Origin of the sequence: Stenotrophomonas sp. HMWF023 (genome assembly GCF_003060985.1) — a bacterium.
In the GTDB taxonomy this organism is placed as follows: domain Bacteria; phylum Pseudomonadota; class Gammaproteobacteria; order Xanthomonadales; family Xanthomonadaceae; genus Stenotrophomonas; species Stenotrophomonas lactitubi.
The window spans coordinates 1-25,387 of record NZ_QAIJ01000148.1 but is presented as its reverse complement, the minus strand read 5'-3'; the positions used below and the strand labels follow the sequence as shown (position 1 = coordinate 25,387).

The window sequence follows — 25,387 nt, the reverse complement described above, 5'->3', positions numbered from 1 at the left end:
CCCGGAGAGACCATGCTGCTGCGCCTGACCTGCCTGCTGTTGTTGTCGCTCTGCCCGGTTCTGCCAGCCTGGGCTGCGGACCCCGCCCTTGCTGAAGTCCGCCCCGGCCTGTACGCCGGCGGCCAGCCCACGGCTGCGCAACTGCGCGAACTGGCTGCACAGGGCGTGCGCACGGTGATCGACCTGCGCCAACCCGATGAAGATCGCGGCTTCGATGAAACACGCGAGGCCGAAGCGCTGGGCCTGCGCTATGTACGCATTCCGGTGGCCGGTGCCGAGGGCCTGGATGCCGCCAACGTGCGCGCCGTGCACCAGGCCCTCCAGCAGAGCCAGGGCCCGGTGCTGCTGCACTGTGCCTCCGGTAACCGCGCCGGTGCCGTGCTCGGCCTGCTCAACGCGCGCTACGAACACGCCAGCGCGGAACAGGCCCTGCAACTGGGCCAGCGTGCCGGCCTGAAGTCGCTGGAAGCGGCCACCCGCGAGCGTCTGGCGATCCCTTCTCCCATCCCCTGATTCCCAGCACCAAGGAGCCTATCCACCATGACCCGCTGGTGGTCGCGCCTGCGACCGGACAACTTCACCCTCGCCCTGCTGTGCACCGTCGGCCTGGCCTCGCTGCTGCCGATGAAAGGCGCCGCCGCCCTGGTGCTCGACGATGTCACCACCGTCGCCATCGCCGCGCTGTTCTTCCTGCACGGCGCGCGCCTGCCGCGCGAATCGATCATCGGCGGCATGCTGCACTGGCGCCTGCACCTGACGATCCTCGCCTGCACCTTCATCCTGTTCCCGCTGCTGGGGCTGTTGTTCAAGCCGTTGTCGGGCTGGTTGCTGACGCCCGAGCTATACCTGGGCGTGCTGTTCCTGTGCACCCTGCCATCCACCGTGCAGTCGTCCATCGCGTTCACTTCGATGGCGCGCGGCAACGTGCCAGCGGCGGTGTGCAGTGCCTCGCTGTCGAGCATCCTCGGTGTGTTCCTGACGCCCCTGCTGCTGACCGCGCTGGCCGGTACTTCCGGCGGCGTGCACGACCCGCTGCATGCCATCGGCGGCATCATGCTGCAGCTGCTGGTGCCGTTCGTGGCCGGCCACCTGCTGCGCCCCTGGATCGCCGGCTGGGTGGAGAAGCAGCGCGCGCTGCTGCGCTACACCGACCAGGCCACCATCCTGCTGGTGGTGTACTCGGCGTTCGGCGAAGCAGTCACTGAGGGGCTGTGGAGCAAGACACCGCTGCTCTCGCTGTTCGCGGTGGCGGTGGTGGCCGCAGTACTGCTCGGCATCGCCATGCCGCTGATCACCTTCATCGCCCGCCGCCTGCGCTTCAACCGCGAAGACGAGATCGCCATCGTGTTCTGCGGCTCGAAGAAGAGCCTGGCCACGGGCGTGCCGATCGCCAAGGTGCTGTTCGCTGGCGGCAGCCTCGGTGCGATCGTGCTGCCGGTAATGATCTACCACCAGATCCAGCTGATCGTCTGCGGCGTGATCGCCCAGCGCTACGCCAAGCGCGCGCCCTGACCTGCGGAACAAACATCCACGCATGGCGTGGATCTACTGTAGCGCCGAGCCCGTGCTCGGCTGAGGATCACCAAGCCGAATCACGGTCCAGCAGACGCGCCACGCTGAAACGCGGCAGCCATACCCACAGGTCATAGCTGCGTTCGGTATCGGCATCCCGCCGGGGTGACTCTCCGGCGTAGCTGGGCAGTTGACGCACACCACAGTGTTCAAGCGCAGTGCAGCCCCAGCCCTCTCCGCTGCGTGCTTCGATGCGCACGTTGTAGAGGTCCAGATCCTTCAGCAACGCCGTCATCGGCGGGTAGGCGATCATCCCCGGTTGCGCGCGCATGCCATGCACGTTGCCGGTCAGTACCAGCAGCCGCCCGTTCTTGGGCAACGCTTCTGCACGCGCCCGGACCTCTTCGGCCATCACCCTGTCGCGTGCACCCGTACCGGCCATTTCGGCAGGCAGCACGCGGTCGAAGCCGAACACTTGCACGTCACGTCCCTGGGCGCGCAGCACGCGTGCCGCTTCGATCAGGTCGAGCATATCCTCGCTGCGACGGCCGTCATGCATCCGGCTGCGAACCGTCCAGTACTTCGTGCCACGCAATGCAGCGCGCGCTTCGGCCGTGCCTGCAGAAGACATGTAGGTCGCCAGCGCAGGGTTCTCGCCGGTCGGCAGCTCCAACGCCAACCGCACCGGTGCGCCGTCGGCCGCGTAGGCCTCCATCAGTTCGCGCAACAACGCCGGAACTTCGCGCGTGCCATGCAGCTCTCCCAGCACGATGACGCGATGGTCACCAGAATGCTGGCGGATCTGCGCGGCTACGTCGTCCGCGTGCGCATTGGCGGACATGCCCAGTGCCAGCAGCAGCGCGGCGGTCCAGCGGAAGATCGAATGCATCCGTGCTCCTTCCTTTCCTTGTGGTCGGGAAAAGCAATGGCGACGCGGCAACGGTAGTTCAAGTAGATCCACGCCGTGCGTGGATGTTCTCGCAATCAGACAGGGTCAGAGCCCCTCTGGGGATCTGACCCCGAGTCGAGCAGGGCTCGACTCTACAAGCTGGATCACAACCAGGGCAGGATCCAGTGATCCACCAGCAGGAAGGCGAACAGCGCCATCAGGTAGACGATGGAGTAGCTGAACATCTTCATCGAGAACAGCTCATCCGGCGGGTTGAGCATGCGCCAGGCGTACCAGAGGAACACGGCGTTGAGCACGATCGCGCCGCCCAGGTAGAACGCCCCGCTCATGCCGACCAGATACGGCAGCAGGCAGACCAGTGCCAGCACCACCGAGTACGCCATGATCTGCTTGCGCGTATGCACCACGCCATGGGTGACGGGTAGCATCGGGATTTCCGCCTTGGCGTAGTCCTCGCGACGGAAGATCGCCAGTGCCCAGAAGTGCGGCGGCGTCCAGATGAAGATGATCAACACCAGCAGCGACGAGTACGCCCAGTCCGACGAGCCCTGCATGCCGGTCACCGCCGCCCACCCCAGCATCGGCGGCATCGCGCCGGCCAGACCACCGATGACGATGTTCTGCGAGGTCGCTCGTTTCAGGTAGACGGTGTAGATCACCGCATAGCCGATCAGCGAAGCGAAGGTCAGCACCGCGGTGATCCAGTTCACCCACAGCACCAGGATCGCCATAGACAGCACGATCAGCACGCTGGCGAACACCAGCACCTGCCATGGCTTGACCTTGCCCACCACCAGCGGTCGCCACGAGGTGCGCGCCATCTGCGCGTCGATGTGCGCATCCAGCAGCTGGTTGATGGCCGCAGCTGCCGACGCGGCAAGCCAGATGCCGAGGAAGCCGAGCACGCCGGCGCGCACCTGCTCCCAGCTGGGCACGCCCGGAATGGCCAGGACCATGCCGACCAGCGCGGTGAAGACGATGAGGGCGACGACCTTGGGTTTGGTCAGGTCCCAGTACTGGCGATAGTTGGAAAACATGGAATCAGTCCGGGGCACGCAGGCGGGCCAGCAGGCTGACCAATACAAACAACAGGGCAACGGCAACGCCGTTGTGCGCCACTGCCACTTCCAGCGGCAGTGCAAGCTTCACATTGAGGATGCCGAGGGTGACCTGCAGCACCAGCAGCGCGACCAGGGCCGAGGCCCAGCCACGCATGCTCGGCAGCCGGAACAGGCGCAGGCCCAGCCACAGCATGTAGACGGCAACGACAATCGCGAACAGGCGATGGGCCATCTGGATGGCGATGCGCGAGGCACCGTCGAGCACGCCGCCCTCGTAATCCACGCCGACGCCACGCCACAGCGTGAAGCCCTCGGCGAAGTTGTGCTGCGGCCACCACTGGTTGGCGCAACGCGGGAAGTTGTCCAGCGAGGCACTGCCACCACCGCATGCCAATGCCGCGTAGTTGGCACTGACCCAGCCGCCGAGCGCGATCTGGGTGACCAGCACCGCCACACCGATGCGGAGCAGCCACTTCAGCTTCGGCGCCTCGGCCAGGGTGATCGGCATGTGCGTGGCCCGCCAGGCCATCCACACCAGCAGGCCGAACATCAGCATGCCGCCCAGCAGATGGCCCATCACCACGATCGGCTTGAGCAGCAGGGTCACCGTCCACATGCCCAGCAGGGCCTGGAAGATCACCACCGCCAACGTCAGCAGCGCAGCGCGCGCCAGGTCGATGTTGCTCCAGCGCAGCGCAGCGATCAGCAGGATGGCCTCACCGATGAGTGCCAGCGCGCTGGCGGTTCCATGCCAGCCCATCATGTACAGCGGTATGCCCGCGGCCACCAGCACGCAGGCGGTAACCACCGCCGTGCTTCCGAATCGGCGCTTGCGCGTGGCCAGCAGGGCCAGGGTCAGGATCTCGATGCCGAGCGCGCCGGCCAGGAAGCGGTGCACCTGCTCACGCCAGGCTTTGTGCGTTTCCAGCGGACGGATCTCCGCCGCCGGATGCCCGATGGTCTCTTCCACGTGCTGCGGCCAGGTCGCCTGCCCATAGCAGGTCGGCCAGTCCGGGCAGCTCAGGCCGGCATCGGACAGGCGCACGAAGGCGCCGAACATGATCGTGCTCGCGGTCATGATCATGGCGAACCACGCCAGGCGGTGGAAATTGCGGTGCAGCGCCGGACGCGCGGAAAGGCTCATCAAACGGGACTCACTTCAGTTTCAGCAACGTGGCCATGTCCTTGCGCAGGCCGCCGAGATCGCTCCCGGGGGCATGACGCATGATCACGAAGCCGTTCGGATCGATCACGTAGACCGGCAGACCCGCCGGATCATCGACGCCGGGCAGCGCCGCGCGCAGGGCTGGCGACGGGGCCAGCGGCCGCAGCGCGGGCAGCGAGGCGATCGACGCCGGTGGCGTTCCCAGCCACAGGATTTCGACATTATCGGCGTTATGGCCGAACAGCTGCCACACCTTGCCCAGTCCCTGCGACAAAGTGACGCACTGCGCGTCGCAGGCACCGGCCGGTGCCACCAGCAGGCGCCAGGTGCGCGCGTCGGGGTTCCAGGGGTAGGCCGCGCCATTGGCCAGCGTCGGTGGTTGCTGGCGCAGATCCACCGGCGGCTTCAGCAATTGCCCGCTGTTGCGATGCGCGGTCGGCTGCCAGCCCGAGAAACGCAGGATGGCGGCCAGCGCCATCGCCCCGAAGAAAACGGCGAACAGCAGCACCAGGGTCCGGCGGCCATTGCCGCGCGCCTGCGGGGAGGTAGCAGTGTTCATGCGGGGCATTTTCTCATGGTTGGGAAAGGGATGCCGGCCAGCGGCCGGTACTACCGGGCAACGGGCCGCCTCCTGCGCCATTCCAGTACCAGCGCTACCACCAGCACGGTCAGCGCCAGCCCGAACCACTGCACGGCGTAACCCAGGTGGCGCTGCGGCGGCAGCGTGTTCGGCAGCAGGTCGAGATCGCGCTCATCGCCGAACGGCAACGCCGGATCCAGCCGCAGCACGCGCTCGGGCAACGACGGCAGGCCCAGCGCGGCGGCCAAGCCATCGGCGGGAAGGCGACTGGCCAGCCAGCGCCCTGCAACATCGGTGGTGGTGAACGCCGGCCCCAGCGCCAGCCCGGCCGAGGGAGGCGGCGCCAGCAGGCCACGCACGTCCACCGGCGACGGCGGTGCCGCCACCACCGGCAACGTGCGGTCGGGCGGCAGCGCGCGCCAACCCAGGTCCACCAGCAACACGCTGCCCGCATCGCTGCGGAACGGACGATAGATCTTCACTCCCGCGCGGCCGTGGCGCGTCTGGTTGTCCAGCAGCACCACGCCCGGCAGGAAGCGACCGTGATCGACCACGCCATGCAGCGCACCCTGCGCGGCCAGCGCCTGTGCCAACGGCATCGCCTGCGCCACGGCCGGGGCCTGCGCATCCAGCAACGCCTGTTTGGCGTGCATGCGCTGCAGCTGCCACAGGCCAAGCGCGGTGAATCCAGCCATTGCCAGCAGCGCCATCAGCCATCCAATCAGGCGCGTGTGCTGGCGCATCATGACAAGTCCGCGCAAACGCGGTCAGATAGGCACATCCACCCTGCCCTCGAGCCGCGCATGAGTGATTCGCTGAAGACCCTGCTGGTAATCGCGTTTCTGATCGTCATCGTCTGGAATCTGGGCGCCGGCCTGTATTACCTGCTGGTGGACCGCGGCCAGACCAAGCGCACGGTCAATGCATTGACCCGCCGCATCGGAGTGTCGGTGGCGTTGATCGTACTGGTGATCGTGTGCATCTACATGGGCTGGATCAAACCGCACGGCATCGGCAGCTGACCCCACGTCAGACCAGGCAGCGCCGGCGGCTGAGGCTGCCGACGCCTGCGCGGTCAAAGCACGTAGACGAACAGGAACAGCATCAGCCACACCACGTCGACGAAGTGCCAGTACCACGCAGCCGCTTCGAAAGCGAAATGGTTGTCGCGGGTGAAGTGTCCCTTTGCCGACCGCAGCCACATCACGATCAGCATGATCGTACCCAGCAGCACGTGTGCGCCGTGGAAGCCGGTCAGCATGAAGAAGGTCGAACCGTAGATGCCCGAGCCGAGCGTCAGGTTCAGTTCCTTGTAGGCGTGGATGTACTCCTCCGCCTGCAGGGTCAGGAAGCCGAGGCCGAGCAATACCGTCAGGCCCAGCCAGATCAGCAGCTGGCGGCGGTTGCCCGCCTTCAGCGCATGATGGGCGATGGTCAGGGTCACGCCCGAGGTCAGCAGGATCAGCGTATTGATCAGCGGCAGGCCCCAGGCCGGAATGGTCTGGAACGCGCCACCGATCGCTGCCGGGCCATTGGTCGGCCAGCCGGCCGAGTAGCCCTGCCACAGCAGCTCGTTGGTCATCACCCCGCGCCCTTCGCCGCTCAACCACGACAGGCCAAGATGGCGGGTGTAGAACAGCGCACCGAAGAAGGCACCGAAGAACATCACTTCGGAGAAGATGAACCAGACCATCCCCATCCGGAACGAACCGTCCACCTGCCGGTTGTAGTTGCCGGCCTGCGACTCGCGCACCACGTCGCTGAACCACCAGAACAGGGTCAGCACCAGCATCGCCACGCCGATGTAGAAGGTCCAGCGGCCCCAGCTGGCGTCATTGAGCCAGCTGGCCACGCCAACCATGGTCACCATCATCGCGATGGAACCGACGAACGGCCATTTGCTCTGGGCCGGGACGAAGTACACGTTGGCGTCGGTAGGTGTCTGGGCCATGGTCGGTATCCGGGTCAGGGAGCAGCGTGGGCGCCTTCCGACGTGGCGGCCGGAGCCAGCCGATCGGACAACGCATCGTTGCGGTAGAAGGTGTAGGACAAGGTGATCGTCCGGATTTCCGGCGGCAGGTCCGGATCGACGATGAAGCGCACCGGCATGTCGCGCTTCTCGCCGGCCTGCAGGGTCTGCGCGGTGAAGCAGAAGCACTCGGTCTTGCTGAAGAATCCCGACGCACGTGCCGGCGCCACCGAGGGCACCGCGCTGCCGACCACGGCCTGCTGGCTGTCGTTGCGGGCGAAGTACAGCGCCTCGTTGAGCTCGCCAGGCACCACATCCATGGTCAGCTGCTCGGGATGGAACGACCACGGCAGCCGCGAATTGACCCCGCCATCGAATTCCACCCGCACGGTGCGCTTGCCAGTGGCGGCACCGGTACTGGCCTCGCTGCCCGGGCCACGTTCCAGGCGCACGCCGAATACCTTCTCGCAGGCGATGCGATACAGCGGAACCAGCGAGAACGTCAGCAGGAACACCACCACCGCAACGCCGATCAGGCGCGGCAGGCCGGCGCTGCGTGACGGAGCGGTGGCCGGCGTTTCGCTCATCGACCGATCACGCCGCTGAGGATGAAGCCGACGTACACCAGCACGGCGATCGCGCCTACCCACAGCGCGGTGCGCTTGGCGCGCTGACGCTGCTGCTCGAGGCCGTGGATCTGGCTGTCGCTCTGATGGAGCCGAGCGCTGGTCGGCTGCTCTTCGGTGTTGTAGAGCCGAGCCATGCTCGGCTGCTTTTCGTTAGTCGAGCTTGGCTCGACTCTACCGATCGGGAGCGGGCTCTCGTTATGCATGCACCACCTCAATGACCGATATCGTCGTGGGCCAGGTCACCCGGGCGGATGGTCGGCGGCGTGGTGAAGGTGTGCGCCGGTGCCGGCGACGGCAGCGTCCACTCCAGGCCACGCGCGCCTTCCCAGGAGCGCGCCTCGGCCTTCTCGCCATTGCGCAGCGAGGACAGCAGGATCGCGGCCATCATGAACGGCGTGGCGAACATGCCGAACGCACCGATCGAGCTGATCAGGTTCCAGTCGGCGAACGCCACCGAATAATCGGGGATACGCCGCGGCATGCCGGCCAGGCCCAGGAAGTGCTGCGGGAAGAACAGCAGGTTGACGAATACGATCGACCACCAGAAGTGCACCTTGGCCCACTTCTCGCTGTACATGCGCCCGGTCCACTTCGGCCACCAGTAGTACACCGCCGCGATCAGCGCGAACACCGCGCCGGTCACCAGCACGTAGTGGAAGTGGGCGACCACGAAGTAGGTGTCGTGGTACTGGAAGTCGGCGGCCACGATCGCCAGCATCAGGCCGGAGAACCCGCCGATGGTGAACAGGATGACGAACGCCACCGACCACAGCATGGGGGCTTCGAAGGTGAGCGAACCGCGCCACATCGTGCTGACCCAGTTGAACACCTTCACCCCGGTCGGGATCGAGATCAGCATGGTGGCGAACATGAAGTAGATCTCGCCACCCAGCGGCATGCCCACGGTGAACATGTGGTGGGCCCAGACGATGAACGACAGGAACGCGATCGCCGCGGTGGCGTAGACCATCGCCTGGTAACCGAACAGCGGCTTGCGGCTGAAGGTCGGGATGATCTCGCTGACCACGCCGAAGGCGGGCAGGATCATGATGTAGACCTCGGGATGGCCGAAGAACCAGAAGATATGCTGGAACATCACCGGGTCGCCACCACCGGCCGCATTGAAGAAGCTGGTACCGAAGAACTTGTCGGTCAGCAGCATCGTCACTGCACCAGCCAGCACCGGCATCACCGCGATCAGCAGGAACGCGGTGATCAGCCAGGCCCAGCAGAAGATCGGCATCTTCAGCAGGTCGATACCGGGCGCGCGCATGTTCAGTACCGTGGCGATGATGTTGATCGCACCCATGATCGAACTGATGCCGGCCACGTGGATGGCGAACACGGTGAACGCGACGTTGTAGCCGCCCTGCAGCGACAGTGGCGGATACAGCGTCCAGCCACCGGCCGGCGCACCACCGGGCAGCAGAAAGGTCAGCAGCAGCAGGCTGAAGGCCACCGGCAACAGCCAGAACGACCAGTTGTTCATGCGCGGCAGCGCCATGTCCGGCGCGCCGATCTGCAGCGGGATCATCCAGTTGGCCAGGCCGACGAAGGCCGGCATCACGCCGCCGAAGATCATCACCAGAGCGTGCACGGTGGTCAGCTGGTTGAAGATTTCCGGACGGATGTACTGGATGCCGGGCTGGGCGAGTTCCAGCCGGATCAGCACGCTCATGAACGCGCCGATGACGAACATGATGAAGCTGAAACCCAGGTACAGCGTGCCGATGTCCTTGTGGTTGGTCGAGAAGAACCAACGCTCGAAGAAGCTCTGCGGGTGATGGTGATCGTCGTGCCCAACTGCCGAGTGCGCCATTGCAAAACACCTCTCAGGATCGGTTGTCGCCGCGGCCGCGACACGGCCGCGGACAGTTACATCAGGCTCCGCTGGCCGCCGCGGCAGGCGCGTTGCCGGCCTCGGCGGCGGCCGGTGCTGCAGGCTGCGCCGGCGTTTCACTGGCAGGCGCGGTAGGTTCGGCGGGCGCGGCGGGCGTCGCGGGTGCAGGCGCCGGTTTGCGCTGCGCCAGCCACTGCTTGAACTCTTCCTTGGACACCGCCTCGACCACGATCGGCATGAAGCCATGGTCCTTGCCGCACAGCTCCGCGCACTGGCCGCGGTAGACACCGGGCTGCTCGATGCTGGTCCAGGCTTCGTTGATGAAGCCGGGAATGGCGTCCTGCTTCCAGCCCAGCGCCGGCACCCACCAGGCGTGGATCACATCGTCGGAGGTGATGACGAACCGCACCTTGGTGTCCACCGGCAGTACCAGCCGGTTGTCGACATCCAGCAGGTAGTGCGGATGGCTCTCGCGGGTCGGTACCTTGCCACTCTGCCGCATGCGGTCGGACTCGCGGTCCAGGCGGCTGGTGAAGGTCACGTTCTCGCCCAGGTACTCGTACTTCCACATCCACTGGTAGCCGGTGACCTTGACCGTCATCTCGGCATCGCGGGTGTCGTACATCTTGATCAGGTTGGCCGTGGCCGGCCACGCCATCACCACCAGGATGATCACCGGGATCACCGTCCAGATGACCTCGGCCTTGGTGTTGTGGCTGAAAGTGGCGGCGACTGCGCCCTTGGACTTGCGGAACTTGAACATCGCGTAGGCCATGGCGCCGAACACGATCACGCCGATCACCGTACAGACGATCAACGAGAGGTTGTTCGATTCCCAGGCCAGGCGTGAGGTCTGGGTCACCCCCTTGCCCATGTTCAACTGCCACGGCTTTGGATCGGCCGCCTGGGCCAGCGCCGTCCCCGGCATCGACAGCAGGGCCCCCATCGCGGCGGCCATTGCAACGCACTTCGTGCCCCACCCTCTGCTTTGCTTCATTGCCTAGACCCTTAGCGTCGTCGGTTGCCGCCATCGCTGGCGGCGAGCAAATCTTCAAGCGTTTCAACAAGCGTTTGACGTTCGGCCGGCGCGAGAAAACTCCCCACCTCCACCTGCCGGCCGCTGGATGCCAGCCGGACCCTCTGGTCGTCGGTGAGCAGGCGCACCCAATGCGGGTGAGCCCGGAACACCGGCGATCCACCGGGCACGGGGATGACCTCCACGTACGCCGGCACTACCCGGATCTCCTCCTGCCGTTCACCGCTGCGCCACAACGCGCGCAACGCAGCTGCCAGCAACAGGCTGTACAGCAGCGCGAACAGGGGAGCGAATGCATTGCCGGCCACCCACCCGAAGGCGGACACCAGCCACATCACTCCCGACAACACAGCAAACAACAGGACGAACTGCCGGGCATCGAGCGCCCGTGGGGGACGCAGTCGCAGCTGCGTACCTGACCCATCCGGAGCTGTAAGCACCTCGATCATGTCGCAACCGCGTTCCTGCCGCGGGAAACGTCTTGATGGTAGCCCTGCCCTCTCGCCGGTAGCAAGGGTGCATTCACACTTTTTCCGATGCTGCAACACAGCATGACCACAACGGCACGGATGACGAATTCGGCACAAAACTGCCAGACTTTGCTGAACACGCTGAATCCACCACTGCTAGGGACTATCAGCATTCATGAAGGTGGCTGCGCGGGCCTTCCTGAAGTCGAAAAAATGATTAAAATCGCCAAGTTTTCCACTGGCCGGACCGGCATGAACGCACCTTCCTCTCCCATTGCCGCCAGCGACGCTCCGCGTCCCTCGGCGCTGCTGTCGCCGGAACTGCCGGCGTCCCCCAACCCGTTCCGCCAGGCCATCACCGATGGTTGGCTGAAGGACGAGGCCAGTCATGTGCGCGAACTGCTGGCGCAGGCGCGCCTGCCGGCCGACGAGCAGGCCAAGGTGCAGGCGCTGGCCGCCGACCTGGTCGCCCGCGTGCGCGTGCGCGCCAAGGACCAGGGCGCGATCGAAGCCTTCATGCGCCAGTACGACCTGGGCAGCGAGGAAGGCGTGCTGCTGATGTGCGTGGCCGAAGCGCTGCTGCGCATTCCGGACCAGGAGACGGCCGACAAGCTGATCCGCGACAAGCTGGCCGATGCCGACTGGGAAAAGCACCTCGGCGGCAGCGACTCGGTGCTGGTCAACGCCTCCACCTGGGGCCTGATGCTGACTGGCAAGCTGGTGCAGATGAATGACGCCACCCGCGCCGATGCGCCCAGCGCGTTCAAGCGCCTGGTCGGCCGCGTCGGTGAGCCGGTGGTACGCCTGGCCGTGCGCCAGGCGATGAAGATCATGGGCCACCAGTTCGTCATGGGTCGCACCATCAGCGAAGCGCTGGCACGCTCGCACAAGGGCGACAGCGCCAGCTACCGCTACTCGTTCGACATGCTCGGCGAAGGCGCGCTGACCATGAAGGACGCCCTGCGCTACCTGGAAGACTACCGTCGTGCGATCCACGCCATCGGTGGTGACCACAAGGCGCGTGGTGGCCGTGCCGATGGCGACGTCAACAACGCGCCGGGCATCTCCATCAAGCTGTCGGCGCTGTACCCGCGCTACGAGCACGCCAAGCGCGCGCGCGTGCTGAAGGATCTCGTGCCCGGTGTGCTGGAACTGGCGCAGCTGGCCAAGAGCTACGGCATCGGCTGCACCGTCGACGCCGAAGAGTCGGATCGCCTGGAACTGTCGTTGGACATCATCGAGCAGGTATTCGGCGATGCCTCGCTGGCCGGCTGGGATGGCTTCGGCGTGGTCGTGCAGGCTTACCAGAAGCGTACGCCGTACACGATCGACCACCTGGCCGACATGGCCCGCCGCGCCGGTCGTCGCCTGCAGGTACGCCTGGTCAAGGGCGCCTACTGGGACGCCGAGATCAAGCGTGCGCAGATCGAAGGCTATGCCGGCTACCCGGTGTTCACCCGCAAGCAGAACACCGACGTTTCCTACCTGGCGTGTGCCAAGCGGCTGTTTACCCATGCCGACGCGATCTACCCGATGTTCGCCACGCACAACGCGCACACCATCGCGGCAGTGCGCAGCATCGCCAACGGCGGCGTCTACGAGCACCAGAAGCTGCACGGCATGGGCGACGACCTGTACGCCGAAGTGGTGCCGGCCGACCGCCTCGGCCTGCCGTGCCGCGTGTATGCGCCGGTGGGCTCGCATGAAGACCTGCTGCCGTACCTGGTGCGCCGCCTGCTGGAAAACGGCGCCAACTCCAGCTTCGTCAACCGCATCACCGACGAGCGCGTGCCGATCGCCGACCTGGTCCGCGATCCTGTCGAGATGGTGTCCTCGTTCGAATCGATTCCGCATCCCAAGATCCCGCTGCCGGTTGACCTGCTGCGCAGCCAGAACCACGACAGGAAGAACTCCATGGGCGCCAACCTCGCCAACGACAACGAACTGCGCGCCCTGGCCGAGCAGCTCAACGCTGCAGTGAAGCCCTGGCAGGCTGCACCGCTGGTGCCGGGCGCGAACCCGACCGGCGCATCGCTGCCGGTGACCAACCCGGCCGACACCCGTGAAGTGGTCGGCCAGTGGCAGGCCGCCGATGCCGCCACCGTGCAGAAGGCGCTGGCCAATGCCGTGGCTGCACAGCAGGGCTGGAACCGCACCCCGGCCGCCAGCCGCGCCGCCATCCTCGAGCACGCCGCCGACCAGCTGGAAGCGCGCATGCCCGAATTCATGGCGCTGTGCGTGAAGGAAGCCGGCAAGAGCCTGCCCGACGGTATCGCCGAAGTGCGCGAAGCGGTGGACTTCCTGCGCTACTACGCCAAGCAGGCGCGCGAGCAGTTCAGCCACGCCGAGAAGCTGCCCAGCCCGACTGGTGAATCCAACGAACTGCAGCTGCATGGCCGCGGCGTGTTTGTCTGCATCAGCCCGTGGAACTTCCCGCTGGCGATCTTCCTGGGCCAGGTGGCTGCGGCATTGGCCGCCGGCAACAGCGTCATCGCCAAGCCGGCCGAGCAGACCAACCTGATCGGCTATTACGCGGTGAAGCTGCTACACGATGCCGGCGTGCCGACCGACGTGGTGCAGTTCCTGCCGGGCGACGGCGCCACCGTCGGTGCTGCGCTGACCGCCGACCCGCGCGTGGCCGGCGTGGCCTTCACCGGCTCCACCGACACCGCCCGCGCGATCAACCGCGCGATGGCTGCACGCGATGCCGCCATCGGTGTGCTGATCGCCGAAACCGGCGGCCAGAATGCTTTCATCGCCGACTCCTCGGCGCTGCCGGAACAGCTGGTCAAGGACGCGATCGGTTCGGCCTTCACCTCTGCGGGCCAGCGCTGCTCGGCCGCACGCGTGCTGTTCGTGCAGGACGACATCGCCGACAAGGTGATGACCATGCTGGCCGGCGCAATGAAGGAACTGAAAGTCGGCAACCCGGGCCTGCTGTCCACCGACGTCGGTCCGGTGATCGATGCCGACGCACTGCAGATCCTGCAGGACCACGCCGTGCGCATGGACCGCGAAGCGCGCCTGATCGCGGCTGCCGAACTGTCCGCCGAAGCGGCCAACGGCACCTTCTTCGCACCGCGTGCGTATGAGCTGAAGGATCTGGGCCAGCTGCAGAAGGAAATCTTCGGGCCGGTGCTGCACGTGATCCGCTGGAAGGGCGACCAGCTCGATGCGGTGATCGACCAGATCAATGCAACCGGCTACGGCCTCACCCTGGGCGTGCATTCGCGCATCGACGAGACCGTTGACCGCATCAGCAACGGCGTCCACGTCGGCAACGTCTACGTCAACCGCAACCAGATCGGTGCAGTGGTCGGCGTGCAGCCGTTCGGCGGCCAGGGTCTGTCCGGCACCGGCCCGAAGGCTGGCGGCCCGCACTACCTGCTGCGCTTCGCCACCGAGAAGACGGTGACGGTGAACACCACCGCCGCCGGCGGCAACGCCTCGCTGCTGACCCTGGGCGACTGATTCCAGGCGTCATGCAGTGAACGAAAAACCCCGCGAAAGCGGGGTTTTTTGTGCTCATTCTTCCGTGATGCGCCTGATCGTGTCATCGAACAAGCGTGTCCCGTTGGAGAAGGCTCGCTTTCGGACCGGACCATAGCCCGATGCATACCAGTACTCCATCGTGTGCTGGGCATCCTGCGCCTTCAGGTGGCAGGTGTTGGCAAACGTTCGCGGCACACCGTTGACCGTCGCCTCCAGATCAACGAAACCGACGAAGGTGAAGTTGGACATCCCCCGATACTCGATTGCCTCTGGCGCTTCACCAGGCTCTGAGGCCAGGAAACGTACGCCCTTTCCAGAACGATGGAACTGTTCTCCGGGCTTGGCACGCTGCGGGAAGGTGGGCATGGCATCGTACTCGTCGGTTATCGCTGCCTTGGCAGGATCTCCGCCGAACCCTGCGATTCCGTACTGGATTTCGGCCAGAAGTACGCGACCGGAAGGGTCGAAGTACTCTGCGGTCCTGACTCCATCTCCGTGGGTAATCGCGACCATGCTGGGTTTACCTCCGAAGGAGGCCGTCGCCGTGGAAAAGCTGTACTGACCGTTGGACCAGGAAACCCCCGGCTTGAGCACGAAGCACTCTGCAAAGTCAGCTGCCGCCATGGCCGGGATGCTGGCAGCCGGCACAAGCAGGAGCAGGAGGGAACAGCGAAGCCGCACGGTTCTCGGCGAAAGTGAGGGGATATTCATAGGGAAATCAGGCTAAGGCCTCCCCTTCGCATCGTCAGGAGGCAGACCCGTCATGGCTGGTCGCACTTGCCACTACTTGAGCCCTCCCGGTCTGGATGCTGAGGACAGCCATGCCAGATCGCAACAGCTGGCCGATCACGCAAGAACACTGAACCGGTTGTCCGCACGCTTTGCCAGCTCCGCCTGCACGCGCGCGGTACGCGCTTCCAGGTCACCTTCCAGCAGCACGTATTCCATCCCACGCGCCTGCAACTGCTGCAGATACCACGCGTGTTGCTGCATGCGGAATTCCTGCCCCACACGCGTCCCATCCTGCTCGAACGGAATATCCGGGGCACACAGGAACAGCAGGTCGTACGCACGCGCTGCGGCCCGCTGCAGCGGCTCGGGCGCTGTGCCGAACATCCAGCCGCTGTAGCCCAGCGTCACCAATGGCGTGGTGTCGCAGAACAGCCAACGATGCGCGTGCTGCGCGGCCTGGTCCTCGTGCTGTGGCTGGGTCGCAGCGATGCGCAGCAGATCCGGCGCCTGCAGCTCGCCGCCCTGCTGCTCCCACAACGTGCGCCCGAACTCCGGCACCCATGCCGTGCCCTGGCGTTCGGCCAGCACCCGCGCCAGCGTGCTCTTGCCAGTGGACTCACCGCCGATGAACGCCACCCGCTGCACATGGTCGGCATACACCGACGGACTCAGGCTGTGCCTATGCACATGCGGATCGGCGCGCAACTGGGTACCGCAGGCCTGCCCGACATCCAGGGTGCGCTCCAGGCGCTCATGGCGTACCGGCGTGCCGAAGCGCGCAGCCAGCGCCTGCGCGAAGCCGTCACCATAGTCTTCACCGGTAAACACCGCCTGCACCGGCCCGCCGAACAGCGTCATGCACAGCCATGCGGTGAACGCGCGCTGCATCTGCTCGTCGTCACCGTCCTGTGGCAGCTTGCGTACCGGTACCCCCTGCTACTCGCACATCGCCGCCAGACGCACATCATCGAGTACCGCGATGGTGGCCTGCGGAAAGCGCACGCGCAGCCAGCGTTCGCGGCGCTCTGCGCTGTAGCCGGCAAAGCCCGGTTGCGACCAGCCGATCACCAGCAGCTGCGCGCAGCGTGTAGAGGCGAATTCGATCAGGCGCTCGTGGCCAAGGTGCAGCGGGCAGAACTTGCCGACCACCAGGCCCCGCGCAGCGTGCTCAGGCAACAACATCGGCCGCCCTGGCCTCATCCCGCATCAGGTGCCGCCAGTGACGCAGCGCCACCAGTGCGTTGATCCAGAAGCCGACGTACAGGATCGACGTCAGATGCAGGCCACGGCTGTAGTACAGCGGCACCGCGATGGTGTTGACCAGCAGCCATACCCACCATGATTCCAGCTTGCGCCGCATCATCAGGATCTGCGCGATCACGCTCAGCACCAGCACCGCCGAATCGATGTACGGCGCATAGGCGTTAGTCAGCCGGGTCAGCATCCAGCCGTAGCCGAAGGTCGCCAGCACCGCCAACGGCAGCAGCCAGCTCCACGCGCGTGCAGGCAAGCGGGTGATCTGCAGCGGCGCACCATGGTCACCACGCAGCCATTGCCACCAGCCGAACACGCTGATGACCACGAAGAAGAACTGCAGCACCATGTCCGCGTACAGATGCGAGCGCTCGAACACCACCGCGAACAGCGCACAGCCGACGATACCCAGCCACCACGTATGCACGTTGTTGCGACCGGCCAGCAGGATCGAGCCGGCAACGGCGATGTTGGCGGCCAGCTCCAGCTGGAAGTTCGGGTCGGACAGGTTCATCGCGCCATTGTCGCGTAGATCCGCGCCCTGCGTGATTGAGCCAGTAGATCCACGTCATGCGTGGATGCAGATCCCTGGAAAAAAAGAAGCCCCGCTTGCGCGGGGCCTCCTTCGTACTGCTTCAGGCTATCGCCGGAATCAGAACTTGTACTGGAACGAAGCAGCCAGCACGTCGCCACGGACCTTGTACTTGCCGTTGAGCGAGTTGCCCTGGTTGTTGGTGGTCGCCGGGATGTTCACGTTCGGGTCGCTGGTGAACAGGTGGGTGTAGCCGAAGTTGTATTCGGTATTCTCCGACGGGGTCCAGCCTACGCCCAGCGACAGCCACTTGCGGCTGGTATCGGGCACGCGCACGTCGCGGTGGGCATCGGTGGTGGGGGTCTGGTCCAGCGCCACGCCGCCACGCAGGGTGACCGTATCGCTCAGCTTGAAATCAGCACCCAGCGAAACGAAGGTGGTGTCGCGATAGCCGAATTCCAGCACTGAGTCCGGCTGTGCCGAAGCGTAGTCGATGGTGACGTTGTCGAACGCGGTCGACCAGGCAGTGCGGGTCACGTCACCCATCACGGTCCAGCGATCGTTGACCTTGTGGGTCACGCTCAGGGTAGCCGAGGCCGGCAGGGTGACCGTGGCCTTGCCGCTGGTGCTGACGAAACGGCCCGGCTGGGTCAGACCCAGAATGGTCGCGGTACGGCCATTGTCGCTGGGCATGTCGAAGGTGGCATCACCGCCGGTGATCTTGTGCTCGACCTTGGAACGGTAGCTGATACCGATGTGGGTGTTTTCATCGGGGCTGAACAGACCGCCGACGGTCCAGCCTACAGCGTTGTTGTCACCTTCCACGGTCAACTTGCCGTCGGCGCTGCCCGGGGCGTAGCCCGGCACGCGGGCCTGCGCCAGCGCGGTGCCAAAGTCGATGTTGTTGCTCAGTTCGATGGTCAGGTGCTCGACGAACACCGATGCACCGAAGGATACATACGGGTTGACGTCATACGACGCGGCGAAGCCAAGATCGATGGCCTTCAGGTCGGTCTTCAGGCCGCTGTAACGGCCCACCCAGGCATTGTCGTACTGGGTCTTGAAACCGAACGGTGCGGTCAGCGACACACCGAAGTGCGCCTTCTCACCGATCGGCATGTGGAAGTACGCCGCCGGAACCGGGGCGATCATGCCGGCGTCGCCGCCATCACCGCCGGTCTGTGCGGCACCGGTCGGCTTGCGGCCGGAGCCCTTGAACTCCGCCTTGAAGCTGATGGCGCTCAGGTCGCCCTGGACCATGGTGCCGTCGAGCTGGCGCATACCGGCCGGGTTGACGGCGATGATGGAAGCGTCGCCCTCGGCGCTGCCGGAACCGGCGAAGGCGCGGCCCAGGCCCTTGGCGCTGTTTTCCTTCAGCTGGAAAGCGGCGGCGTTGGCGTCGGCGGCGGCCAGCGCACCGGCAACGCCGACGGCCAGCAGGGTCAGGCGGGCAATGGTGGAAGCAGTTTGCATCGTAGTTCTCTCTCCGGTAAGCGGTGATGGTGCTCTGAGTGCGCCTGCGCCCGTCAGGCCGGATGGCCCTTCGAAGCGCGCCGGATTCCCCTCCCGACATACGACGCCGTATGCGAGTATTACCCAGAGCCGTTAATGAAACAATAACAGCGGCGGCGCTTTTTTCGCCGCAAAAGCTGAACAGGACTTTCCCCGCCAAAAGCGCCCTCGCGCTAGGCTTACGCCATGTTCGTCTCCCTCCCCTCGCGCAAGAAGGCGACCCTGCGCTGGGCTACACCCGTGCTGTTTGCGGCACTGTGGCTGGCATTCCTGTGGTCGATCTCGCGCCCGGACGACGCCCGCGGAAGCCTGTGGCTGGACTGGGGCGCCCTGTCCACCGGCCTGACCCACCCGCTGGACTGGTGGGCGACCCTGCAGGACGGCAGCGTGCTGCGCCTGTTCACCGCCCTGTTCCTGCACGCCGACTGGTCGCACCTGCTGGGCAACCTGGTGTTCCTGCTGATCTTCGGCCTGCCGGCCGAGCGGGTGCTGGGCCCATGGCGGTTGCTGCTGCTGTTCCTGGTGGGCGGGGCGATCTCGAACCTGGTCGCGATCTACACCATGGGCAGCCCGGACCAGATCATCATCGGCGCCAGCGGTGCGGTGTCGGCATTGATCGGCGCCTATCTGGCGCTGTTTCCCGGCGCGCGCCTGGGCGTGGTGATTCCGCTGGGGCTGTTCCTGGAATTCGTACGCGCCCCGGCCTATCTGCTGATCGGCGTGTGGGCGGCGCTGCAGGTGGTGTTCGCCTACATCGGCCCGACCTTCGGCATGGTCGCCTGGTGGGCGCACATCGGCGGCTTCGTATTCGGCGTGGTGTACGGCATGTACGTGCGCGCGGCGATCGCACGGCGACTGCGCAAGCGGCACGGGTTCTAGCGTCCGCTTGCCGCGTTCCGCGAAACGCCCGAGTCATGCCCGGGCGGCGTTCTGACATCAGTCGAACATGGCTCGACGCTACAGAATCAAGGCTTGGCCGGGATCTCAGCAGGCTTCGCTTCCGGCTTCGCTTCCGGCTTCGCTTCGGGCTTCGGCTCCGCCTTCGGCGCAGGCTTGGCGGCGGCCTTCGCGGCCTTGTCCGCTTCGGCCTTCGCGGCTTCCGCCTTCAAGCGCGCCGCCACCGAACCCGGGTTCTTCAGCTCGGCCAGCGCGTCGTTGATCGGGCCATCACCCGGCAACACGGCGCCTGCGTGATAGCCCTCGGTGCCTTCCTCGTCACCGCGCAGGTGGCCCGGCAGGGTCGCTTCACTGTAATCACTCAGGCTGGCCGGCAAGGCCTCGTCTTCCGGGCGCGGTGCGGCCTTCAATTCCACTTCCGGCACGATGCCGGTGGCCTGGATCGATTTGCCGCTGGGCGTGTAATAACGCGCCGTGGTCAGCTTTACCGAATCGCCGTTGTCCAACGGCAGCACGGTCTGCACCGAGCCCTTGCCGAAGGTGCGGCTGCCGATCACGCGCGCACGCTTGTTGTCGCGCAACGCACCGGCCAGCACTTCCGAGGCACTGGCCGAACCGGCATCGACCAGCACCACCACCGGCGCGCCCTTCAGCAGGTCGCCCGGGGTGGCGTCGAAGCGTGCATCGCTGATACTGATGCGGCCACGGGTACTGACGATGTTGCCCTTGTCGAGCAGGTCATCGGCTACCTGCACGGCAGCGGTCAACAGACCACCCGGATTGCTGCGCAGATCCAGCACCAGCCCCTTGAGGTTGCCACCGGACTGCTTCTGCAGCTGCTGCAGGTGCTTCTGGAAATCAGAGCCGGTGTCGGCCTGGAAGGTGCTCAGACGGATGTAGCCATAACCCGGCTCCAGCAGGCGGCTGCGCACGCTGGTCACGCGGATCGTCTGCCGGGTCAGGCTGACGTCGAAGGGCTTGGGCTTGCCGTCGCGGACGATGGTCAGCACCACCTTGCTGCCCGCCGGGCCGCGCAGTGGTTCGCTGGCATCGATCGCGCTGATCGGCTTGCCATCGATGGCGATGATCAGGTCGCCGGCGAGGATGCCGGCCTTGGCCGCCGGAGTGTCGTCGATCGGCGAGATCACCTTCATGCTGGCGTTGTCCGGCTGCTGCTGCAGCTCGACGCCGATGCCTTCGTAAGCGCCGTTGGCCTGCTCGTCGAACGCCTCTGCATCTTCCTTGTTGAAGTAGGTGCTGTGCGGATCGAGGTCGAGCAGCAGCCCGCGCACGGCCGACTGCATCAGCTTGTTGTCATCGACCGGATCGACATAGGCCGCGCGCACCGCGTTGTAGACGGCCACGAAGCGGCGGATATCGTCCAGCGGCACCTTCGAGGTCACCGCCTCCTCGCTGCTCGCCGCCTTCCCGGGAGTTTCCTTCAACGGGATGGGGGCGGTCTGCTGGGCCCAGGACAGGGCCGGCAACAGAGCCAGCAAGAGGGTGGCGGTACGGGCTGCGCGCATGGATCACTCCTGTCGACGATGGCATCGTGCCCAAGGCACATGCACCGATTATGCGCGAAGCGTGGCTAAATTCCCGTTGAATCCGGCCTTGTGCGGCCAGCCGGAATTCAGCGCCGCTGCAGCCAGCTGTCCGGATTGACCGGTTGCCCACCACGGCGCAGCTCGAAGTACAGCGCCGTCACGCCCTGGCCACCGGAGTTGCCTACCTTGGCCACCGCGTCGCCACGGCTGACCCGCGCGCCGGCATCCTTCAGCAGGGTGTCGTTGTGGGCGTACAGGCTCATGTAGCCATTGCCATGGTCGACAATCAGGATCATGCCGTAGCCGGTCATCCAATCGGAGAACACCACGGTGCCGTCGGCCACGGCGGTGACGGTGCTTCCGGCAGGTGCGCCGATCAACACGCCGCTGCTGGTGCGGCCATCCGGCAGCTTGCCGCCATAGCGGGCCAGCAGATTGCCCGACAGTGGCCAACCCAGGCCCCCGACCTTCGGCGCTGGCGCCGAGGCAACCGCCGGGGGAACCTTGGTCGGCGGCGGCGGCGGGCGGCCTGCTGCGGCCGCCTGTCGGGCCGCGCGCTCGGCGGCGGCTTTTTCGGCGGCAGCCTTGCGGGCGGCGGCACGGCGCTCGGCCTCGGCACGGGCCGCGGCGGCGCGCAGGTTGGCCAACAGGGTTTCCAGCGCCTTGGCATCCTGGCCCAGTGCCTGTTCCTTCTCGCGCTTGTCCTTGAAGCGTTCTTCCAGCGACGCCACGGTCTGCGCGCGTTCGCGACGGTCCGACGCGAGCGTGGCGACCTGCTGCTTCTGCTCCCGCTGGGTACCCTGCAGGTGCTGCTGGCGTTGGGCGATCTGCGTCTGCAGTGTCTCCAGCTCCTTCAGATCGGCCGTCAGCGTGGTGATGCGCTGCGCACGCTCGCGCTGCAGGTAGCGGTGATAGGCCAGCGCACGGTTGGCATCGGCCACCGTGTCCTGCGAAAGCAGCAGCTTCAGCGGGGCGTGGTTGCCAAGCTGGTAGGCCGCACGCAACAGGCCCGCCAGTTCGCGATTCTGTTTTTCCAGGTTGGACTGCAATGCATTGCGACGCTGCTCGGCCTGGGCCAGCGCCTGGGCCTGCTCACGCAACGCCGATTCGGTCTGGGCCAACGTGCGGCCACTGCGTGCGACTTTTTCATCGGCCTCGCGCAGTTGCTGCGACGCCTGTCCGCGCTGGCCCTCGATCTGCCGGCGCTCCTGCGCCACGCCCTTCAGCTCGCTGCGCAGCTTCTGCAGCTTGCGCTCGGCCTCGCGGGTCGAAGCGGTCTGGGCCGCGCCCGGCAATGGCAGCGCCAGGGCAAGCGCCATTCCCAGCAACAGGCAACGTCCACCGCGCAGGGTGGCGATGTGATGCCGGCGTGAGGGGAAGACGTTGTTGCGCAAGGGCTTTCCAGTGACTTCAGGCAGATGCGGAGACGTGCGGGGAATGGTGACATCTCCGCACGCGGCCTGCCAGCCGCACAACAACGAGGTTCCCATGAAAGCTCTCTCCATTCCGCTGCTGTTGGGCATTGCACTGGCCAGTGGCCCGGCCTGGGCCCAGGCCGACGTCAGCAAGGTCAACGGCAGCATCAGTGCCGATCCGGGCCAGCGCTACGGCAAGCTGGACACCGTCAATGGCGGCATCCGTGTCGGCGAAGGCGTGGAAACCGGCAGCATCGATACCGTCAACGGCGGCGTCAAGGTCGCCGATCGGGCCCGCACCGGCAGCATCGAGACCGTCAACGGCGGCATCCGCATGGGCCGCGAAGTGACGGCCCATGGCGATGTCAGCACGGTCAACGGCAGCATCTTCAGCGACCAGGGCAGCCAGATCGAAGGTGGCGTGGAAACCGTCAACGGCGGCATCGGCCTGGTCGGCAGCCGCGTGCGCAAGGACGTGGAGACCGTCAACGGCGACATCACCATCGGCATCGGCTCGCAGGTCGGCGGTGGCGTGCATGTGCGCAAGCCGAACTTCAGTGTCTCGCTGACGGCCAGTCGCAAGCCGCGGGTCATCATCGGTCCGAATGCCGTGGTCAACGGCAGCCTGCTGTTCGAGCGCGAAGTGGTGCTGTATGTCCACCGCAGTGCACGCATCGGCGCGGTCACCGGCGCCGATCCGATCCCCTTCGATACCGATACCGCCCCGGCCGACTGAGCCTGCGGCTTGGGCGATACTGCCGATACCGGTCGCGCCTGCTGCGCGGCCGTCCCTTGTGTTTCCAGGAACCGATGATGCCCCGCAAACTCCTCCTGTGCCTGGCCGCTGCGGCCGCGCTCAGCGCCTGCAAAGGCGAAGACACCCCGGCGCCGGCGCCCAGCGCCGACAGCACCGCCAAGCCGGCCCCGCACACGTTCTCAGCCGCGATCAACGCCGCCGACTTTGCCGAGATGGTGAAGACCCTGGCCTCAGACGAGTTCGAAGGTCGCTCACCCGGCAGCAAGGGTGAAGAACTGACGGTCAACTACATCCGCGACCAGATGCAGCGCATCGGCCTGCAGCCCGGCAACGGCGACAGCTGGTTCCAGGACGTGCCGATGACCGAGACCACGGCTGATGAATCGACCGTGCTCACGCTCAACCAGGGCGGCAAGACCCGCGAACTGAAGTTCGGCACCGACATGGTGGTGGGCACCCGTACCGGCCAGACAGAAGTGAAGGTCGATGCCAGTGACCTCGTCTTCGTCGGCTACGGCGTGGATGCACCGGAGCAGAAGTGGAACGATTACGCCGGCCAGGACTGGAAGGGCAAGACGGTGGTGATGTTCGTCAACGACCCGGGCTTCCATGTCGATGACGAAAAGCTGTTCGACGGCAAGCGCATGACCTACTACGGCCGCTGGACCTACAAGTTCGAGGAAGCCGCGCGCAAGGGTGCCGCCGCCGCACTGATCGTGCATGACACCGCGGGCGCTTCCTACGGCTGGGACGTGGTGAAGAACTCCTGGGCGGGCCCGCAGTACGACCTGCCGGCCAAGGACGACGCCGAACCGCGCCTGCCGGTGCAGGGCTGGTTGAGCGCCGACGCCGCCAAGGCGCTGTTCGCCGGCGCCGGGCTGGATCTGGACCAGGCCTACAAGGATGCCAGCAAGCGCGGCTTCAAGCCGGTGCCGCTGAAGGCAATCGCCTCGGTGGACCTGAAGAGCAAGGTCGCGCAGAAGCAGTCGCGCAACGTGATGGGTGTGCTGCCTGGCAGCAAGCGCGCCGATGAGGCCGTGCTGTACATGGCGCACTGGGACCACCTCGGCAAGCACGAGGGCGAACAGGGCGACAACATCTACAACGGTGCCGTCGACAACGCGACCGGCGTGGCTGGCATCCTTGAGGTGGCCGAGGCCATGACCCATCAGGAACCGAAGCCGGAGCGTTCGGTGGTGTTCCTGGCGGTGACCCTGGAAGAGTCCGGTCTGCTGGGTTCGAAGTACTACGTCACCCACCCGACCTTCCCGCTGGACAAGATCGCCGGTGTCATCAACATCGATGCGATGTCGGTGGCCGGTCGTGCCAAGGACGTGACGGTGACCGGCTTCGGCAGTTCCGAGCTGGAAGACATCCTCAAGCCGCTGGCTGCAGCCCAGGATCGCACCCTGCACGGCGAGACCTCGGTGCAGAGTGGCTTTTACTTCCGTTCGGATCACTTCAACTTCGCCAAGGCGGGTGTGCCGGCGCTGTATGCCGACGGCGGTGAGGACCTGCGCGACGGTGGCGTCGAGGCGGGCCGCAAGGCGGCCGCCGACTACGGTTCCAACCGCTACCACGGCCCGAAGGACGAGTATGACGCGGCGACCTGGAAGCTGGATGGCACGGTCGAGGACCTGCAGCTGATGTACGGCGTCGGCAAGGAACTGGCCGGCGGCGATCGTTGGCCGAACTGGTACGAAGGCAATCCGTTCAAGGCTGCACGCGACACGATGATGAAGGGCAAGGCCCCCGCCGCGACGAAGTAACGTCCGGCCGGGCAGTGAAGCAATCGGAGCGGTGCCCGCAAGGGCACCGCTTTTTTTGTGCGTGTGTGGAGGGCACATCCAGCCCCGCCGTTGGTAGTTGCCAACCTTGGTTGGCAGCGCTGTACGCGGCAGGCGCATCCACGCATCTGCCGGCCAGCGGCCGGCACTACCCTTGGTTTATCGCGCACAAAGAAAAACCCCGCTGCGTGAGCAGCGGGGTTTTGGATGTAAACCCTGGCGATGACCTACTCTCGCATGGCTTAGGCCACACTACCATCGGCGCAGCTACGTTTCACTTCCGAGTTCGG

The 25,387-nt window shown here is 65.8% G+C and carries 25 protein-coding genes; 7 read left to right on the top strand and 18 right to left on the bottom strand.

The genetic code is table 11. From position 1 onward, the window contains the following. Positions 1 to 12: 12 nt before the first annotated feature. Positions 13 to 513 (top strand): protein tyrosine phosphatase family protein, encoded by a 501-nt coding sequence (locus tag DBR20_RS08140; RefSeq protein ID WP_108265825.1) that lies wholly within the window; start codon positions 13 to 15, stop codon positions 511 to 513. Between the two features lie 27 nt (positions 514 to 540). Beyond that, entirely contained in the window at positions 541 to 1,512 is a 972-nt protein-coding gene (locus DBR20_RS08135; RefSeq protein ID WP_099782541.1) for a bile acid:sodium symporter family protein, read from the top strand. A 67-nt stretch (positions 1,513 to 1,579) separates the two neighbouring features. On the opposite strand, the gene DBR20_RS08130 is transcribed toward DBR20_RS08135, so the two are convergent. The 5 genes from DBR20_RS08130 to DBR20_RS08110 all read right to left on the bottom strand — a co-directional run bounded on the left by DBR20_RS08130 (position 1,580) and on the right by DBR20_RS08110 (position 5,974). Beyond that, positions 1,580 to 2,401, bottom strand: a complete 822-nt coding sequence (locus DBR20_RS08130; RefSeq protein WP_108265824.1) for a calcium-binding protein — start codon at positions 2,399 to 2,401, stop codon at positions 1,580 to 1,582. Positions 2,402 to 2,565: 164 nt separating this feature from the next. Further along, a complete protein-coding gene (cyoE, locus tag DBR20_RS08125) occupies positions 2,566 to 3,459 on the bottom strand; it encodes a heme o synthase (RefSeq protein WP_089238231.1) in 894 nt (297 codons plus the stop codon). Positions 3,460 to 3,463: 4 nt separating this feature from the next. Next, positions 3,464 to 4,627 carry a COX15/CtaA family protein gene (locus DBR20_RS08120; protein ID WP_108265823.1) on the bottom strand — a complete coding sequence of 388 codons (1,164 nt, stop codon included), beginning with the start codon at positions 4,625 to 4,627 and terminating at the stop codon, positions 3,464 to 3,466. A gap of 10 nt (positions 4,628 to 4,637) precedes the next feature. After that, positions 4,638 to 5,207: a hypothetical protein gene (locus tag DBR20_RS08115; RefSeq protein WP_089238227.1), complete on the bottom strand. Its 570-nt coding sequence runs from the start codon at positions 5,205 to 5,207 to the stop codon at positions 4,638 to 4,640. 50 nt (positions 5,208 to 5,257) lie between these two features. After that, positions 5,258 to 5,974, bottom strand: a complete 717-nt coding sequence (locus DBR20_RS08110; RefSeq protein ID WP_108265822.1) for an SURF1 family protein — start codon at positions 5,972 to 5,974, stop codon at positions 5,258 to 5,260. A gap of 57 nt (positions 5,975 to 6,031) precedes the next feature. On the opposite strand from DBR20_RS08110, the gene DBR20_RS08105 reads away from it, so the two are divergent. Next, on the top strand, positions 6,032 to 6,250 hold the full coding sequence (locus DBR20_RS08105) for a twin transmembrane helix small protein (RefSeq protein WP_089238223.1): 219 nt from the start codon (positions 6,032 to 6,034) through the stop codon (positions 6,248 to 6,250). 53 nt (positions 6,251 to 6,303) lie between these two features. Here DBR20_RS08105 and DBR20_RS08100 read toward each other — a convergent pair whose 3' ends face one another. From DBR20_RS08100 to DBR20_RS08075, 6 genes are all read right to left on the bottom strand, one after another. Further along, positions 6,304 to 7,179, bottom strand: coding sequence for a cytochrome c oxidase subunit 3 (locus DBR20_RS08100; RefSeq protein WP_049468562.1), 876 nt, complete (start codon positions 7,177 to 7,179; stop codon positions 6,304 to 6,306). Positions 7,180 to 7,193: 14 nt separating this feature from the next. After that, on the bottom strand, positions 7,194 to 7,784 hold the full coding sequence (locus tag DBR20_RS08095) for a cytochrome c oxidase assembly protein (protein ID WP_025878292.1): 591 nt from the start codon (positions 7,782 to 7,784) through the stop codon (positions 7,194 to 7,196). Beyond that, positions 7,781 to 8,029 carry a hypothetical protein gene (locus tag DBR20_RS08090; protein WP_108265821.1) on the bottom strand — a complete coding sequence of 83 codons (249 nt, stop codon included), beginning with the start codon at positions 8,027 to 8,029 and terminating at the stop codon, positions 7,781 to 7,783. Before DBR20_RS08090 ends, DBR20_RS08095 begins: the two co-directional genes overlap by 4 nt. 8 nt (positions 8,030 to 8,037) lie before the next feature. Next, positions 8,038 to 9,645, bottom strand: a complete 1,608-nt coding sequence (gene ctaD / locus DBR20_RS08085) for a cytochrome c oxidase subunit I (protein WP_025878294.1) — start codon at positions 9,643 to 9,645, stop codon at positions 8,038 to 8,040. A 61-nt stretch (positions 9,646 to 9,706) separates the two neighbouring features. Next, a complete protein-coding gene (gene coxB / locus DBR20_RS08080) occupies positions 9,707 to 10,663 on the bottom strand; it encodes a cytochrome c oxidase subunit II (protein WP_100461560.1) in 957 nt (318 codons plus the stop codon). Between the two features lie 11 nt (positions 10,664 to 10,674). Beyond that, complete coding sequence (locus DBR20_RS08075; protein WP_089238213.1) at positions 10,675 to 11,151, bottom strand: DUF2244 domain-containing protein; 477 nt, start codon at positions 11,149 to 11,151, stop codon at positions 10,675 to 10,677. A gap of 273 nt (positions 11,152 to 11,424) precedes the next feature. On the opposite strand from DBR20_RS08075, the gene putA reads away from it, so the two are divergent. Then, a complete protein-coding gene (gene putA, locus DBR20_RS08070; protein ID WP_108265820.1) occupies positions 11,425 to 14,643 on the top strand; it encodes a bifunctional proline dehydrogenase/L-glutamate gamma-semialdehyde dehydrogenase PutA in 3,219 nt (1,072 codons plus the stop codon). A 54-nt stretch (positions 14,644 to 14,697) separates the two neighbouring features. Here putA and DBR20_RS08065 read toward each other — a convergent pair whose 3' ends face one another. The 5 genes from DBR20_RS08065 to DBR20_RS08050 all read right to left on the bottom strand — a co-directional run bounded on the left by DBR20_RS08065 (position 14,698) and on the right by DBR20_RS08050 (position 18,655). Continuing rightward, positions 14,698 to 15,288: a hypothetical protein gene (locus tag DBR20_RS08065; RefSeq protein WP_146186973.1), complete on the bottom strand. Its 591-nt coding sequence runs from the start codon at positions 15,286 to 15,288 to the stop codon at positions 14,698 to 14,700. Between the two features lie 222 nt (positions 15,289 to 15,510). Further along, positions 15,511 to 16,284 carry an AAA family ATPase gene (locus tag DBR20_RS08060; protein WP_258223252.1) on the bottom strand — a complete coding sequence of 258 codons (774 nt, stop codon included), beginning with the start codon at positions 16,282 to 16,284 and terminating at the stop codon, positions 15,511 to 15,513. Positions 16,285 to 16,332: 48 nt separating this feature from the next. Further along, the gene (locus DBR20_RS22810; protein ID WP_258223251.1) at positions 16,333 to 16,578 is read right to left on the bottom strand and encodes a hypothetical protein; all 246 of its coding nucleotides are present in this window, start codon (positions 16,576 to 16,578) and stop codon (positions 16,333 to 16,335) included. Continuing rightward, positions 16,565 to 17,164 carry a nicotinamide riboside transporter PnuC gene (gene pnuC, locus DBR20_RS08055; protein WP_108265818.1) on the bottom strand — a complete coding sequence of 200 codons (600 nt, stop codon included), beginning with the start codon at positions 17,162 to 17,164 and terminating at the stop codon, positions 16,565 to 16,567. The genes DBR20_RS22810 and pnuC overlap by 14 nt, the downstream gene beginning before the upstream one ends. Positions 17,165 to 17,302: 138 nt before the next feature. Beyond that, positions 17,303 to 18,655 (bottom strand): outer membrane protein transport protein, encoded by a 1,353-nt coding sequence (locus tag DBR20_RS08050; protein ID WP_108265817.1) that lies wholly within the window; start codon positions 18,653 to 18,655, stop codon positions 17,303 to 17,305. A gap of 225 nt (positions 18,656 to 18,880) precedes the next feature. Here DBR20_RS08050 and DBR20_RS08045 point away from each other — a divergent pair, with 225 nt between their 5' ends. Then, entirely contained in the window at positions 18,881 to 19,573 is a 693-nt protein-coding gene (locus DBR20_RS08045; RefSeq protein WP_025878304.1) for a rhomboid family intramembrane serine protease, read from the top strand. A gap of 86 nt (positions 19,574 to 19,659) precedes the next feature. Here DBR20_RS08045 and DBR20_RS08040 read toward each other — a convergent pair whose 3' ends face one another. Continuing rightward, entirely contained in the window at positions 19,660 to 21,117 is a 1,458-nt protein-coding gene (locus DBR20_RS08040) for a S41 family peptidase (protein WP_108265816.1), read from the bottom strand. A 107-nt stretch (positions 21,118 to 21,224) separates the two neighbouring features. Then, the gene (locus tag DBR20_RS08035; protein ID WP_258223253.1) at positions 21,225 to 22,457 is read right to left on the bottom strand and encodes a peptidoglycan DD-metalloendopeptidase family protein; all 1,233 of its coding nucleotides are present in this window, start codon (positions 22,455 to 22,457) and stop codon (positions 21,225 to 21,227) included. A gap of 169 nt (positions 22,458 to 22,626) precedes the next feature. Between DBR20_RS08035 and DBR20_RS08030 the strand changes: the two genes are divergently transcribed. Both DBR20_RS08030 and DBR20_RS08025 read left to right on the top strand, forming a co-directional pair. Further along, entirely contained in the window at positions 22,627 to 23,289 is a 663-nt protein-coding gene (locus DBR20_RS08030) for a hypothetical protein (protein WP_108265814.1), read from the top strand. A 77-nt stretch (positions 23,290 to 23,366) separates the two neighbouring features. Further along, positions 23,367 to 25,079, top strand: coding sequence for a M28 family metallopeptidase (locus DBR20_RS08025; protein WP_108265813.1), 1,713 nt, complete (start codon positions 23,367 to 23,369; stop codon positions 25,077 to 25,079). The last annotated feature ends 308 nt before the right edge of the window (positions 25,080 to 25,387 follow it).